Annotated in this window: 14 protein-coding genes; 1 reads left to right on the top strand and 13 read right to left on the bottom strand. The window is 32.8% G+C overall.

The window, feature by feature from the left end; translation table 11 throughout:
• Positions 1-219 precede the first annotated feature (219 nt).
• Positions 220-1458: a methionine gamma-lyase family protein gene (locus tag JX000_RS07185; protein ID WP_206140560.1), complete on the bottom strand. Its 1239-nt coding sequence runs from the start codon at positions 1456-1458 to the stop codon at positions 220-222.
• 16 nt (positions 1459-1474) lie between these two features.
• Entirely contained in the window at positions 1475-2716 is a 1242-nt protein-coding gene (gene hflX / locus JX000_RS07190; protein WP_049425255.1) for a GTPase HflX, read from the bottom strand.
• Between the two features lie 110 nt (positions 2717-2826).
• Between hflX and JX000_RS07195 the strand changes: the two genes are divergently transcribed.
• Positions 2827-3303, top strand: coding sequence for a glutathione peroxidase (locus tag JX000_RS07195; RefSeq protein ID WP_002451266.1), 477 nt, complete (start codon positions 2827-2829; stop codon positions 3301-3303).
• Positions 3304-3531: 228 nt separating this feature from the next.
• Here the strand turns inward: JX000_RS07195 and hfq are convergent, their stop codons facing one another.
• From hfq to JX000_RS07250, 11 genes are all read right to left on the bottom strand, one after another.
• Positions 3532-3768, bottom strand: a complete 237-nt coding sequence (gene hfq, locus JX000_RS07200; protein WP_002451265.1) for an RNA chaperone Hfq — start codon at positions 3766-3768, stop codon at positions 3532-3534.
• Positions 3755-4720, bottom strand: coding sequence for a tRNA (adenosine(37)-N6)-dimethylallyltransferase MiaA (gene miaA / locus JX000_RS07205; RefSeq protein WP_206140561.1), 966 nt, complete (start codon positions 4718-4720; stop codon positions 3755-3757). Before miaA ends, hfq begins: the two co-directional genes overlap by 14 nt.
• Before the next feature lies 1 nt (position 4721).
• Positions 4722-5657: an alpha/beta hydrolase gene (locus tag JX000_RS07210; protein WP_049425253.1), complete on the bottom strand. Its 936-nt coding sequence runs from the start codon at positions 5655-5657 to the stop codon at positions 4722-4724.
• Between the two features lie 239 nt (positions 5658-5896).
• Positions 5897-7570, bottom strand: a complete 1674-nt coding sequence (locus JX000_RS07215) for a glycerol-3-phosphate dehydrogenase/oxidase (RefSeq protein WP_002451262.1) — start codon at positions 7568-7570, stop codon at positions 5897-5899.
• Positions 7571-7742: 172 nt separating this feature from the next.
• Positions 7743-9242: a glycerol kinase GlpK gene (glpK, locus tag JX000_RS07220; protein WP_049425252.1), complete on the bottom strand. Its 1500-nt coding sequence runs from the start codon at positions 9240-9242 to the stop codon at positions 7743-7745.
• A 144-nt stretch (positions 9243-9386) separates the two neighbouring features.
• Positions 9387-10205: an MIP/aquaporin family protein gene (locus JX000_RS07225; protein WP_002451260.1), complete on the bottom strand. Its 819-nt coding sequence runs from the start codon at positions 10203-10205 to the stop codon at positions 9387-9389.
• Between the two features lie 271 nt (positions 10206-10476).
• On the bottom strand, positions 10477-11010 hold the full coding sequence (locus JX000_RS07230; RefSeq protein WP_002451259.1) for a glycerol-3-phosphate responsive antiterminator: 534 nt from the start codon (positions 11008-11010) through the stop codon (positions 10477-10479).
• A 14-nt stretch (positions 11011-11024) separates the two neighbouring features.
• Positions 11025-12974 (bottom strand): DNA mismatch repair endonuclease MutL, encoded by a 1950-nt coding sequence (gene mutL, locus JX000_RS07235; RefSeq protein WP_049423384.1) that lies wholly within the window; start codon positions 12972-12974, stop codon positions 11025-11027.
• 11 nt (positions 12975-12985) lie between these two features.
• Complete coding sequence (gene mutS, locus JX000_RS07240; RefSeq protein WP_049423385.1) at positions 12986-15601, bottom strand: DNA mismatch repair protein MutS; 2616 nt, start codon at positions 15599-15601, stop codon at positions 12986-12988.
• 204 nt (positions 15602-15805) lie between these two features.
• Positions 15806-16297: an energy coupling factor transporter S component ThiW gene (gene thiW / locus JX000_RS07245; RefSeq protein WP_002451256.1), complete on the bottom strand. Its 492-nt coding sequence runs from the start codon at positions 16295-16297 to the stop codon at positions 15806-15808.
• A gap of 21 nt (positions 16298-16318) precedes the next feature.
• On the bottom strand, positions 16319-16684 hold the full coding sequence (locus JX000_RS07250; RefSeq protein WP_002451255.1) for a YlbF/YmcA family competence regulator: 366 nt from the start codon (positions 16682-16684) through the stop codon (positions 16319-16321).

Below are 16684 nucleotides of genomic sequence, written 5' to 3' on the forward strand. Positions count from 1 at the left end.
CTGAATAAATTTTAAAATTTTCTGATAAAACAAGCTGAAACAGGGTGGGACAACGCTAAAGAAATACTTTTTCTTTAAAAATTAGTATTTCTTATGAATGAGTTTCACTCATGTATTCCTATTTTAAAGTACACATTAGCTGTGGCTAATGCGTAAGAACCACTACATCATCAATGATTAGTGGTTCTTTATGATTTCTGTCCCACTCCCAATATCAAATTAAACAAGTCCTTGTTCTTTTAATTGAGTGACTGCACGTGTAACAGCTAATTTAACATGTTCATATGTTAAACCACCCTGAACATATGCTTCATACGGTTCACGTATAGGGCCATCAGCAGACAATTCAATTGAGGAACCTTGAATGAAAGTACCCGCAGCCATAATAACATCATCTTCATAACCTGGCATATAACTCGGCTCTGGGCTAAAATGTGCATTGATTGGCGATGCATGTTGGATACTTTGACAAAATGATATCATTTGTTCTTTTGTTTCAAATGTCACAGTTTGGATTAGGTCTGTACGTTTAACGTTATACTTAGGTGTTGTAGTCATATTTAATTTTTCAAGTAACAGACTCGTGAATAAAGCGCCCTTTAAACTTTGACTGACGACGTGAGGTGCTAGGAAAAATCCTTGATACATTTCTTGTAATGAATTTAAAGATGCGCCTGCTTCTTTACCTATACCTGGTGCGGTTAATCTATAACCACAACGCTCAATTAAATCCTTATTACCAGCGATATAGCCACCTATTTTAGCTAATCCACCACCAGGATTTTTAATGAGTGAACCTGCAATTATATCAGCGCCAACTTCTGTAGGTTCTTGTTCTTCAACAAATTCTCCATAACAATTATCGACAAAGATAATGACATTCGGATATTGTGCTTTAATTGCCGAAATCGCTTCTTTAATTTCATCAACAGGTATTGAAGGTCGTTGATCATAACCTTTGGAACGTTGGATAGCAACGACTTTAGTTCGATCATTAATTGCATTTAGAACGTTAGGTATATCAATTTTACCCTCTGCTAATGCTACTTCATTATATGTAACACCATGTTCCTTTAAACTCTCAATACCATTGCCGTTTACTCCGATAACTTCTAATAATGTATCGTATGGACTACCCGTGATATACAATAATTCATCACCGTATTTCAAATTACTTTGTAAAGCCAAGGTAATGGCATGTGTTCCAGAAATAATTTGAGGTCTTACAATGGCATCTTCTGCTTTAAATGTTCTTGCATAAATTTCTTCTAAATGATCACGTCCAAAATCATCATATCCATAGCCAGTTGTTCCTAATAAATCACTTTCTGTAGCTTTAACTGCATGAAACGCATCTAATACCTTTTCTTGATTAATCAAAGCAATGCGTTCAATATCTTTAAAGTACGGTGTCAATGTAGATTCTACATCTTCAATAAGACTTCTCATATCTGTCATCTTGCTAACTTCCTTTTTATATTTTTTTATATCCTTTAATTTCATAAGACTCGTCTTTTTCATTGAAATTGAGTTCACTGACGAGTGTATGTTGTTTTAAGAAATAGAGTCGGTCTGCATCCGAACTCGGTACTGTCTCTTCGTAATACGTTAAACTACGCTTAATTTGATTGATTAATAAATTTTTCACTTTATCCTTATCTGATTCATCTCTACTTGAAACAAATACATAAGGTTGTTCAGAAACTGGTAGGTCCATATTACTTGGACATTGATCCTTTTTATTAAAAATCACTGATTGAGGAATTTGATCCATATCTAGCTGCTTAATAAGTTGATTGACAGTATCATATTGAGAGCGATACTCTGGGTGACTTGCGTCAACCACATGTAAGAGTAAATCTGCTCCTTTAGCTTCTTCTAAAGTTGATTTAAATGCAGCTACTAGCGTTGTAGGTAATTTTTGAATAAATCCAACTGTATCTGAAATGATTAAATTAAATCCCTCATTGATTTGTATTTGGCGTGTTTTAGGATCTAATGTTGCAAACAATTGATTCTGTTCATATGTTGTTTCATTAGCTAACACATTAAACCATGATGATTTACCAGCATTAGTGTATCCTACTAATGCTATTTGAAAGACTTGATTCTGTTCTCGTTTACTTCGGTATCTATCTCTATGCTCAACAACTGTTTGTAATTGATGCTTGATTTCATTCATTCTTGTACGGATATGTCGACGATCCATTTCAAGCTTCGTCTCACCTGGACCACGTGTACCAATGCCACCACCAAGTCTTGATAAACTACGACCATGTCCTTGTAATCGTGGTAATAAATAGTCTAATTGTGCTAATTCTACTTGTAGCTTACCTTCTCTACTTTTTGCTCTTAAAGCAAAAATTTCAAGGATTAACTGTGTTCTATCGATAATTTTTATGCCCAAATTGCCATTTAATGTTTTAGATTGAGCTGTCGTTAATTCATCATTAGTCACAACGACATCTATATCATGGCATTCTATAAAAGCTTGAATTTCTTCAATTTTACCTTTACCAACATAGTATTTGTGATCAACTTGTTCACGGTTTTGAGTGATTTGACCTTTAACATTTAATTGGCATGTTTCTGATAGCGCTTCTAATTCTTCCATTGTCGATTCAAAATTAAATTCATTATCGTTTTGAGCATGTACACCGATTAGTACAGCCGTTTCTAATTTTTTCTTTGTATCATGTGTTGATAGCTGTGCCATGATATACATCTCCCTTTTAATTTAGTTCTTAAATATTTTATCATAGTGCCAATATAAAGACTATTCGTCAATATTATGTTAAATTGTAATTAATTCGAAAGGGTGATCTTATGGAAAATATATATGACTTCGTTGTAGAAAAGAATACAGGAGAAACATATAAGTTAGAAGATTATAAAGATTATGTGATGTTAATCGTAAATACTGCAAGTGAATGTGGTTTCACACCACAATTTGAAGGGTTACAAAAGCTTTATGAAAAATATAAAGATCAAAAATTTATTATTTTAGGCTTCCCTTGTAATCAATTTGGTGGTCAAGAACCTGGATCGGGTGAAGAAGCTGCTCAAAACTGTAAATTAAATTACGGTGTAACATTCCCTATCCATCAAAAAATTGATGTTAAAGGAGAACATCAACATCCGTTATTCCGCTTCCTTACTGATGCACAACAAGGGATGTTTAATGAAAAAATTAAGTGGAACTTCACTAAGTTTTTAATTGATCGTGACGGTAATGTAGTTAAACGTTTTTCTCCTCAGAAGAAACCGGCACAATTAGAAAATGAAATTGAAAAACTTCTTTAAAATATCAAACATAAACTTCTCATTTTTTAATATTAAAAAGCTTCATTTAAAGTGATCTGCAATAGCGAATTGATATACGCGAATGCTTACTTTAAATGAAGCTTTTTTGAATTACAATCTTTAATACGATAAAGCACTAATTAGAAGCAATAAATCCATTATTTCTCTTCTATGTAACTATTACTACGTTCATTTATGATTTGTGCTTTACTGCACTTCAATTATGTCTTATTCTTCAGATGTTTCTGATGCTGATTCGTTTTCATCATCAATCATGAAAGTGCTGATCGCATGTTTGTAAATCAGATGTTGTTTTCCTTGTGAAACTAAACGAATCACTTGGCTGTCGAAATCTTCAATTGTTCCTTTCATTTGGAAACCATTTAGAAAGAACACAGTGACTTCTGTTTTTTCTGATTTAAAGTTCTCTAGTGCTTGATCTTGGATGTTTTCATTTGCAATCATGTTCAGTACTCCTTTTATTTATTTGGGGTGTAATCTCATCTAACATCATTTGAAGTGACATATTTTCTCTATCTAACCAGTGAACGTTCATTTTATTCTTAAACCAAGTCAATTGACGTTTCGCATACTTTCGCGAATTCTGTTTTAACTTATCAATAGCTGACTGTAAATCCATATTCCCTTTCACAACAGGTATTAATTCCTTATACCCAATTGCTTGCATACTTTGACTTGACTCATAGCCTTGTTCAACTAAGTGTTGCACTTCATTAAATAATCCGTGGCTCAACATAATATCAACACGTTTATTTATTTTTTCATATAATGTTTCACGCGACATTTCAATCCCTACTAATAATGTATCATAATTTTCAGTGAATTGTTGAACTTTCTTGCGATAACTTAAAAGTTTTTTTGTTTTTAAATAATATTCTATCGCTCTCAATACTCTTTTTCTGTTATTAGGGTGTATATTGTCGGCTGATTCAGGATCAAATGAATTAAGATATTCATGTAATTCATTATTATTTAATTTTGCTAATTCATTTAATTTAGATTTAACCTCTTTCATTTTTTCTTCTGAAACGGTTTCATCTTCAAATTGATAATTATAAAGTAAAGATTGAATATATAATCCAGTTCCACCAGCAACAATAGGTGTCTTACCTCTATCTCTAATATCATTGATACACTTTTCTGCTCGTTGTTTGAAATCATAAGCAGAAAATGTGTCATCAGGATTCAATATATCAATCATATGATGGGTAATACCGTCCATTCCTTCTTTTGTAACTTTAGCAGTACCAATATTCATTTGTTTATATACTTGCATAGAGTCGCCACTAATAATTTCTCCATTACATCGTTTTGCTAATTCTATGCTTAATTCTGTTTTTCCAGACGCCGTTGGTCCTACAATTACAATTAGAAATGGCTTATCTGTATTACTCATCTTATTCACTCACTTTATTTTTCTTTAATATTTGCTTTTTAATCCATTCAAACATATGTTGCCAAGTTGTTAAATAATCATCTTCAAATAATATTTCATGGCGTTTATTTTTATATAATTGCACAGTTATGTGTTTGATTCCTGCTTTTTTATAAATCTTACCTAGTTTTTTAACACCTTTACCATATTCTCCAAAGGGATCATCTTTGCCTGAAATTAATAGTATAGGTAGATTGTGATTCATCTGCTTTAATGATTTAACATTGGCAGTGTCCATCATATATTTAACTGTTTGATAAATCAGTTGGTTAGATACTCTGAATCCACAATATTCATCATCGATAAATTTGTTCACTTCTTCTCTTTTGGTAGATAGCCAGTCACTTTCTGTTTGAGGTTGATCAATCTTTTTAGTAAAGGATTTATTCATTAATCGGTTAACCCATTTAACTCGACGTCTTTTACCTAAAATCATTGTGATTAATTTCAATAGAACCATGGTTGGGATACCTTTCCATTTAGGAAACATACCTGTACCAGTTAATATAAGACCATTTGCAAATTGAGGGTATTGTTTTACAAATAGTCTTGCAATGATTGACCCCATTGAATGACCTAACACAATATAAGGTAGTTCAAAATGGCTATCATAAATGGTTTCTACTATTTCGTATGCATCGTCAACAACCTGTGTCATATCATTGAAGTGGCCTCTTTCATTTTCATCTATATTTTTACCGTGACCTCTATGATTATGTCTAAGTACATCATACCCTTGTAAATTTAATGCTTTAACTAACTCATCATATCGATCCATATGTTCAGCCATACCATGAAAAAGATGGACAATACCAATCGTTTCATTATTAGCTTTATCTATTTTCACTTCAATCATTGTTCCATCTTTGACTGTAATGTTGAATTGACTTTGACTCACGCATATACCCCCAAAACTTCTTATCTTCATTCATCATGTTTATTAATATAAACATACATATTATATTCAATATACCTTTTGATAACATCGGAATCAAATTGTATGCATATTTAGTTAACAATTCACATTCAGATGTATTTTTTGTCTTATAAGCATGTATGACAAATATAACATTTCATATAAAAAAACTACTAACATTGAGATAAAACTCAATGCTAGTAGTTTGAAATTGATTTAAATTATTCTTTAACTGCTGGTTGGTTATTACCAGATTGTGCTTCATCAATCGCTTTATTTACTTCATCAGTATAGGCTTGTTTTTGACCTTCACTATATTGAAGCATATCTGCTAATACATCGATAACTGCATCTTTATATTGTAGTACATCATCAATATTAAAGTATAATTTACCTGATCTACGTACAAGGAAGTCAGTTGGTTTAAATACCATTTCTTGTTGGATACCATAGATTAATTCTACATAAATTTCTAATGGTAATTGACTAGTATGATATTGCGCAGTTTGAGCAATGTTGAATAAATCATCAACATTTGAACCGTATTTACTTGCTAAACGGTATGCTACATCTTCATCAATACCAAAACCTTTAGCAGCGTCTACTTTTTGTTTAACAAAGTGGTCAAAGTTTTTACTACCACCAACGTCACCACCAGAAATTTTCAATTCTTTAGTCGCACATGGTTTGAATGTTAAACCATATTCTTTTTTAAGACGTTTAGCTAATAAATCAACAATTTCTAATGCCATATGACGGTATCCTGTTAATTTACCACCCGCGATTGTTAATAAGCCTGATTCGCCTTCCCATACTTCGTCTTTACGAGAGATTTCTGAAGGGTCTTTTCCTTCTTCTAAAATTAACGGACGTACACCAGCCCATGTAGATTCGATGTCTTCATCTTTTACATCAACTGTTGGGAACATGTAATTAATCGCATCAATTAAATAATCTCTATCTTCTTGCGTTGTTAATGGTGTTGCTTTTTCATTATCATAGAATGTATCAGTTGTACCTACATATGCTTTACCTTCTCTAGGAATCGCAAAAATCATTCGACCATCTTTTTCTGTATCAAAGTAAACTGCTTGTTGTAATGGGAATTTAGATTGATCGATTACAACGTGAACACCTTTTGTTAAACGTAATTGTTTGTTATTACGTGCATAGTCACCGCTTCTTACTTCATCTACCCAAGGTCCTGATGCATTGATTACTTTCTTAGCTTTGATAGGATATGTTTCATTATCAATCATATCTACAACTTCAATACCGTTTACTTTTTTATTTGAATCATAAGTAAAGTGTTCTGATTTTGTATAGTTAATGATTTCAGCACCTTTTTCAGCTGCTTTTTTCATCACTTCAATAGTTAATCTTGCATCATCTGTACGGTATTCAACATAATAACCGCCACCTTTTAGTCCATCTTGTTTCACTAAAGGTTCTTTATTAATTGTATCTTGTTTAGAAAGCATTTTTTTACGTTCAGATTTTTTAACACCTGCTAAACGATCATACATTGTTAAACCAATGGCCGTTGTAAATTTACCAAATGTACCACCTTTATGCATAGGTAATAACATCCATTCTGGTGTTGTTACATGTGGACCATTTTCATATACAATCGCACGTTCTTTACCAGTTTCAGCTACAACGCCTACTTGTAGTTGTTTTAAATAACGTAAACCACCATGTACTAATTTTGTAGAACGTGAACTTGTTCCTTGTGCGAAGTCTTGCATTTCTACTAAAGCAACTTTCATGCCACGGTTACTAGCATCTAATGCAATACCTGCACCTGTAATTCCGCCACCAATAATAACAACGTCATACTCTTCATTCTTTAAATTTCTCTTAATGTGATCCCTTTTTAGTGTTGATAAACCCATAATTCAACGCCTCCTATTTAGTATAAAAAAAGAGAGACTTATCCCACAATTACCATTTAATTGTACGAATAAATCTCTCATTTCTCGATTTCCTTATTAACTTGTTTCAAGTATAACATAAATAAGAAAATCTAGTCTATCTCGAGCTTACAATTTATTGATTTGCTAAAGACTAATCTTCTAATTTAAATACTTGTGTAGCTTCTACAGCTTTTTTCCAACCTTTATAAAGCTTAGTGCGTTGTTCTTCTTCCATTTTTGGTTCGAATTCTTCTTCAAGTTTCCATCTGTTAGCAATGTCATCTTTACTTTCCCAGAATCCAACTGCTAAACCTGCTAAGTATGCAGCACCAAGTGCAGTTGTTTCTTGAATTTCAGGTCTTTCTACAGGTGTATTAACAATATCTGCTTGGAATTGCATGATAAAGTTATTTTTAACTGCGCCACCATCAACTCGTAAGTTTTGAACTTCGATACCTGAATCTTTTGACATTGCTTCCATTACATCGCGAGTTTGATAGCATAGTGACTCTAATGTTGCACGAATGAAGTGTTCTTTTTCAGTACCACGAGTTAATCCAAAGATTGCGCCTCTAGCTTCAGAATCCCAGTAAGGTGTTCCTAATCCAACAAATGCTGGTACAACGTATACACCTTCAGTTGAGTCTACTCTAGTCGCATAGTTTTCAGTTTGTGGTGCTGAATTAATCATTCTTAATCCATCACGTAACCACTGAATAGCTGAACCTGAAACAAAGATAGAACCTTCTAAAGCATAGTTTACTTTACCATCAATACCATATGCGATAGTTGTTAATAATCCGCTGTCAGATTTAACTGCTTCTTCACCAGTGTTCATTAACATGAATCCACCAGTACCGTAAGTATTTTTCACGTCACCTTTGTCGAAACATGCTTGACCAAATAAGGCAGCTTGTTGGTCACCAGCGATACCTGCGATTGGTACATTTTGACCAAAGAAATGATAATCAACTGTATGTGCATAAACTTCACTTGATGGCTTCACTTCAGGTAGCATACTTTCAGGTACTTCTAAAATATCTAATAATTCTTTATCCCATTTTAAGTCATGGATATTGAACATTAATGTACGACTTGCGTTTGTATAGTCTGTGATATGTGCTTCTTTACCAGATAATTTCCATACTAACCAAGAATCAATTGTACCAAATAGTAAATCGCCATTATCTGCTTTTTCACGTGCACCTTCAACATTATCTAAAATCCATTTGACTTTTGTTCCTGCAAAATATGGGTCTAATAATAAACCAGTTTTGTCACGGAACAATGCTTCATGACCTTGGTCTTTCAATTCTTGGCAAATACTTTGCGTTTGACGAGATTGCCATACAATTGCATGGTAAATTGGTCGACCAGTATTTTTATCCCAAACAACTGTTGTCTCACGTTGGTTTGTAATACCAATACCTTCGATTTGTTCTGCTCTAATGTTATGTTCGTTCATGACCTCTGCCATCACAGATAGTACTGACGTCCAAATTTCATTCGCATCATGCTCTACCCATCCTGATTGTGGGAAATGTTGTTTAAATTCTCTTTGTGCTACACCTTTAATTTCGCCATCTTTATTGAATAGAATAGCTCTTGAACTTGTTGTTCCTTGGTCTATTGATAAAATGTATTTTTCCATAGGTATTTGACTCCTTTTGATGTCTTCAATATTATTTAAAGTATTTTAATGATAATTACTTATATCATATATCAACACATCATGTTAATTTATATGCAATTTTTTAATAACAAACACTAAAATTGTGATATTTTCTTATGTTGATTAATAGATTGACTCAATATCATTACTTTTAGAAGTTCTATTTAAAATCACACCTAATACTAATGTAATGATAACTAAAATAATACCAACTACACAACTTACATTAAATGTTTGTTTATAAAATACTTCATAAATGACTGCGCCTAGCATACCTCCAGCAATAGGACCTAGTACAGGTACAATCGCATATGACCAGTTTGAACCGCCTTTACCAGCAATTGGTAAAATGGCATGCGCGATACGAGGACCTAAGTCACGGGCAGGGTTAATTGCATAACCTGTTGTACCACCTAAACTTAACCCGATTGCAATAATTAAAGCACCGACAATTAATGGATTTAAACCATCAGCAATTTTATTTACACCGATGAATAAAATACCTAAAGTTAAAGCTGTTGTACCAATAATCTCACTTAAAAAGTTTGCGAAATAATTTTTAATTGCAGGGGCTGTTGAGAACACGCCTAATTTTGTAGCTTGATCTTCTGTTGCTTTCCAATGTGGTAAATACATTAACCATACTAAGGCACCACCAACGATACCTCCAAGCATTTGGCAAACGATATATCCTGGAACTTGCGCCCAACTAAATCCACCATCCATGGCTAATGCAATTGAAACTGCTGGATTTAAATGTGCACCTGAAAATTTACCAACTGCAAATGCACCCATTGCAACGGCTAGACCCCATCCTGTAGCGATAACAATCCAGTCAGCGTTATTACCAGCACTACGTTTTAAATTAACGTTAGCACAAACGCCGCCACCGAAAAGTATAAGGATGGCCGTACCTAAAAACTCTGCTAAATAAGCATTCATATAACTATTCCTCCCAAAATAGATAGGGAGACCCCTACAACGTTATAAAGCTGCAGAAATCTCCCCTTCTCTATTCTAATATTAACTTTTAATAACTTGGTTATATATTACAGTTATGTTGTAAGCGTTGTCAATATTTTTGTTATAAATTTGTCAAATTTATTTCATTTCAATCCTCATTACTCAACTCATTTTTGATATATAAAAAGGAATCAGCGACTCAACAGTTCGACTGATTCCTACACTTATTCATAGAGATATTATTCTATTGTTACCATAATTTTTGATTGCTTGTTGTAATATATTCTGCACCATTATTAATGGCCTCTTCTACTTCAGATACTTCACTAATCAATCCACCTGCAATCACAGATGTATCAGTCTCTTCTTGAATACATCTTACTGCTTTGTGTGCAATACCCGGTAGCACTTCAACGAAATCTGGTTGTACCTTTTGGATTAATTCAATACTCCGACTTAAAGCCTGACTATCTATAATAAACACTCTAAAGATAGTTAGCGTATTTAGCGACTTTGCTTTTTTAATCACTTTAGTCTTTGTTGAAACGATGCCTTTAGGTTTATATTGTTGAATAATATATTCACAAGAATATTCGTCATGACTTAACCCTTTAATTAAATCAATATGGATATAACATTCAATACCTTTATTTTTCAAAAGATCTAATATACTTTTAAGATGACCGATATGCATATCCAACAGTACACATGATTTATATTCGGTTTTAATGAGCTTATCTAAATCTTTCATATTTCTAATTGCCGGGAGTATATTTTCTTTCAAATGATTGCTCCTCTCTACATTACACGTTTAAATAATTTTTCTAATTCGTAATTCGAAAAGTTAATGATAATGGGTCTTCCGTGCGGGCATGTAAATGGATCTTCCATTTCACGCAATTGATCAATTAAATCTGCCATCTCATTATTTTTAAGATAATGATTAGCTTTAATCGACTTTTTACAAGACATCATTATTGCTGCATCTTCACGCATTTTTTTCACATCAATTTTTTTATTTTCTAATACGAGTTCTATCATATCTTTGATGATCTCTTCCGCTTCTGCTTTTGGAAACCAAACTGGATAACTATTAACAATATAATCATGTCCACCGAAATGTTCAAGGTGTACGCCTACTCTGTCTAATTCTTCTTGATACTGATCTATAATGAACTGTTCATCTTTTGAGAAATGAAATGTCATTGGAATTAACAAGTTTTGAACTTCATTTGTTACTTCCCCAATCTTTTCTCTAAAATACTCGTATTTAATACGTTCTTGAGCAGCATGCTGATCAATCATAAACATGCCATTTTCGTTTTGAGCAATGATATATGTGCCATGAACTTGTCCGACAACTTCCATATATGGTACACGTCGACGTGTTGAAGCACTTACTGTACCTTTAATGTCATTTTCATTTTGATTTTCTTCTTGTTTTAGTGTCTCATTTTGATTATCTAATTCATTTAAAATATCTTTTTGATTATTGAAGTAATAATCATCATGATTACGGTTAATATATTGAGAGTCATTAAACAATGTACTTTCATTGTCTTCATTCACTTGTGAAATATTTTGATTCTCAACTTTATCTAATGTGGTTGCACTTAAATCTTCTTGTCTCTCATCTTCAGATGATTGTGGACGATTTTGGACTTCATTTTGTTTACGTTCAAAGTCTAACTTTTGTTGTTCAAAGCTATTGAGCACTTTATTTTTCTTTGGATGAGTATCTAAATCATTTTTAGGAATAAGGATTTTATCTTTAAATGCTTCTCGTATTTTTTCTACTATCAAATCATATAGTTGTTCTTCTTTAGATAATCTCACTTCAAGTTTAGTAGGATGTACATTGACATCTACTAATATAGGATCCATTTGTATATTGATATAACAAATAGGATATCGACCAATAGTTAGTAACGTATGGTAACCTTCTACAATGGCTTTATTCAAAACGAAATTTTTAATATATCTACCATTAATAAATATAGAAATATAATGTTTGTTACTTCTTGAATGTTCAGGTCTAGCTACATATCCTTCTAGATGGTAATCACTTGTATCACCTGTGATATGTACGAGATCTTTTGCCACTTTCATGCCATATATTTCTGCCATTACTTCATTTGTTTTCCCAGAACCATTCGTTTTGAGTAGTGTCTTGCCATCAGAAACAAGAGATATTCTTATATCAGGATGACTCATTGCCATACGGTTAACTATATCAGTGATTTTTCCTAGCTCTGTATAGAGACTTTTAATATATTTTAATCTAGCCGGCGTATTGTAAAATAATGATTCTACTAGGATATCCGTGCCTTTTTTCGCTTTAGCTGGTTTTTGGTTAATAATTTCACCATTCTCAGCATATATTTCATGTCCACTTTCATTATCTGTACATGTACGTAACGTTACTTTCGATACTGAAGAGATACTGGCTAAGGCTTCGCCGCGAAATCCTAATGTTCTAATATGAAATAGATCATCATCTGCATCTAATTTACTTGTCGCATGTCGATGAAATACCAAACTTAAATCATCAGCTTCTATTCCAGTACCGTTGTCTACTACACGTATTGATGCAACACCAGATTGTTCTACTTCAATATTTATTTCCGTAGATTGGGCATCGATGGCATTTTCCAGTAATTCTTTAACAACCGAACTAGGTCTTTCGACTACTTCGCCAGCTGCAATTTTATTAGCTAAGGAGGTTTGTAGTTCTTTAATTTTTCCCATTTACAACACCTCTATTTTAATTGATTTTGTAATTCGTTTAATTTTATCAATGCTTCGATTGGAGTCATGTTTGATAAGTTTAATGATTTGATGTGCGCTTCAATTTCGCTTTGTTGTGTTTCCGATTCAAATAAGTTAAATGCGGCTTGTTCAAATGATGCTTCTTTCTCATCACACTTGTCATGATTTGCCTTTTTATTAGGTGCCTTAGTTTCATCAGCTTGATATGATTCAGTTTGAACGATCTGAGGTTCAGGACTATCAGATTTTTGTTCAAAATCATTCAAAATAACTTGTGCTCTTTGAATGACTTCATCAGGTAAATCAGCAAGTTTCGCTACTTGAATACCATAACTATCATCAACCGCACCATCTTTAACTTTGTGTAAGAAGATGAGCTCTCCTTTATATTCATTGGCGGCTACGTGCACATTTTTTAAACATGGTAATAGCTGATCTAATGTCGTCAGTTCATGATAGTGTGTTGAGAATAGCGTTTTAGCATGTGAGGTTTGTGCGACATACTCTATCATCGCTTGTGCTAACGCTAAACCATCATACGTTGACGTTCCTCTTCCTATCTCATCGAAAATAATCAAACTATCCTCAGTAGCATAGGTTAATGCTTTTTGAGCTTCTAACATTTCTACCATAAATGTACTTTTACCTGAAACTAAATCATCTGCAGCGCCAATACGAGTGAAAATCTGATCAAATATTGGTAATGTCGCAGATTCGCAAGGTACATACGCACCCATTTGAGCCATTATACTAATAATTGCAATTTGTCTCATATAAGTCGATTTACCAGACATATTAGGGCCCGTTATCAGATAAATAAATGTGTCATTATCTAAAGCACAATCATTAGGTACGTAATCATTATAATCCATGACACGTTCAACAACTGGATGTCTAGAATTTTTTAATTTTAATGTTTTATCATCACTAAAATGTGGTCGAACATAATTATATTTTTGAGCTATTTCTGCGAAACTTTGTAAACAATCCAGTTCCGATATGATTTTAGCTTGTTTTTGAAGTCTCTCGGTATATTCTTTAATATGTTCTCTTAATTTGACAAATAATTGATATTCTAACTCTATTGCTTTGTCTTCGGCACCTAAAATAATATCTTCTTTTTCTTTTAACTCATCTGTTATAAAGCGCTCAGCATTAGATAATGTTTGTTTACGATTATATCCAAACTGTGATGGATCAAAGCCTTGTAGGTTGGCACGAGTAATTTCGATAAAGTAGCCAAATACTTTATTAAAACTTATTTTTAATGATTTAATGCCTGTACGTTCTCTTTCTTTGGCTTGTAATTCAGCAAGCCAAGATTTACCATTACGTGAAGCTTCTAAATATTCATCTAATTGGTGATTAAATCCTGATTTAAATAGGCCACCATCTTTGACTGAAATAGGTGGTTCTTCAACCAAACTATTCTCTAATACTTCGAGTAAGTCATCAAGCGGTTCGAGTGCATCAAATTGCGTAATCGTATCGCTATCTAATTGACTTAATAATTGCTTTATATTAGGTATTTCACTAATTGAATGTTTAAGTTGAATTAAATCGCGTGCATTTACATTTCCGTAACTTACACGACCTACTAATCTTTCTATGTCATATACTTGATTCAAATAGTTTCTCAATGTATCTCGTTCAATAAAATGATTGATAAACTCATCAACGATATTTAATCGTTCTTCGATTTGTTGTTTATATATTAACGGACGGTCTATCCATTGTTTCAGTCGTCTTGCACCCATTGGCGTCTTGGTTTCATCCATCAACCATAGAAGTGTCCCTTTTTTAGATTTCAATCTAATGCTTTCTGTTAATTCTAAATTTCTTTTAGCATAGAAATCCATCTTCATAAAATCAATAGCAGCATATTGTTGGACATCTTCTAAGTGTGATAAATCTCTTTTTTGTGTATGTTGTATATAATCTAACAATAATTGCGTTGATTGTTGCATGTGCTGATGTTCAATGTTATTCACTTCAAAATATTGATTTGCAATCTCATCTCGAACTGTTATGGTTTCGGTAATCATATTAATTTGTCGTTGCATATTCTCAGATAAAGGCTCACAAATAACTATTTCATTGGGATTGATAGTTGTGATTTCATTTAATAATGTAGCTTCATCTTCAAAATGTGTAGTTTTCAATTCACCTGTTGAAATATCACAATAACTTAATGCATATTCATGAGGAGATTGTATAAAACTCAAGATATAGTTATTTTGCTTTTCATCCACGCCACCTTGATCCATAACTGTCCCTGGCGTTACGATTCGAACAACTTCTCTTTTAACCATACCTTTAGTTTGTTTTGGGTCTTCCATCTGTTCGCAAATCGCTACTTTATACCCGTTATTAATTAGCGTCTCTATATAACTATCTGCTGAGTGATATGGAACGCCACACATAGGTATAGGATTATCTTTTTTGGCATCTCTTTTTGTTAGCGTAATCTCTAATACTCTTGATGCTTCTTTAGCATCATCGAAGAACATTTCATAAAAGTCTCCAAGTCTAAAGAATAACAAGCAGTCATCATATTCTGATTTGATTTTTAAATATTGTTGCATCATTGGTGTCACATTTGACATAAAGTTCTTCACAACCCTTATTTTATAGTCTTTTTATTAATATGGTTCAATAAATTTATGTAATTTTTTACGTATTATTTAACTCATCTATTTTAACATATACAATCACATCTAGCCCATTATCCAAAATGAAGCATAAAAAATACGCATAATCCCATGTACTAAATCATTACAGTTACACATTGGACTATACGTACTCAATCATTATTTTTGAAAACGATCTAAGAGGCCTCGTCTTTTTAATATTATTAATAACACATAACTAATAGCTGCACCGATAATACTAGATACAATGAAAGCAGTCATAAGCGGTTTTACAAAGAAGTTTTGTAAGTTAAGTATCCATGCTAATGGAATACAGATCAAACTGCCTATAATACCCGTGCCTAAAACCTCACCTACTGCAGCCATAAAAATATGTTTACGATACATGTAAAATAAACTAGCTAATAACACACCGATCATACTGCCTGGAAATGCAAATACACTTCCTGTACCAAATGTTACGCGTAAAATGGATGATATTAAAGCCTGAGCTAATCCATACCAAGGCCCTACAAAAACTGCACAAAGTACATTAACTAAGTGTTGCATAGGTGCTGCTTTGATTGGACCAAGTGGGATGACAATGATACTGCTTAAGATGACATTAATCGCTATTAATAGCGCTGTTATGGTTAATTTTCTAATATTCAATGCATTGTCTCCTTATCCAATTTATTTATCGTGGTAGTTCTCATTATGCTCATTTAAGCGATTTTCCATTGTATTAATCATCATTTGTAATAAATCATTAGCTTCGTACTGTGATGCACGGAACTCTTCAACAATCGGCAATTCATTGATTTCATTTTCTAACTGATGTATTTGATTCTCTGACTGGTGAAATGCCGTTTCCTTACCATAATTTTGTAAGTTAACTGATTGCTTCTGTTGCTTTTTTAATTGATTCATTTTATTTTCAATCGCTTTATTATTATGAATTTGTGATTCAATTGATTGATATTCTTTGATCATTTCTAAGTTTTTAATCTTCTGCGCTAATTGATCTGCATTAGAAAGTATTTGTGTTTTGTTATACAT

This window comes from Staphylococcus sp. SB1-57, from assembly GCF_017086425.1.
GTDB lineage: Bacteria > Bacillota > Bacilli > Staphylococcales > Staphylococcaceae > Staphylococcus > Staphylococcus warneri_A.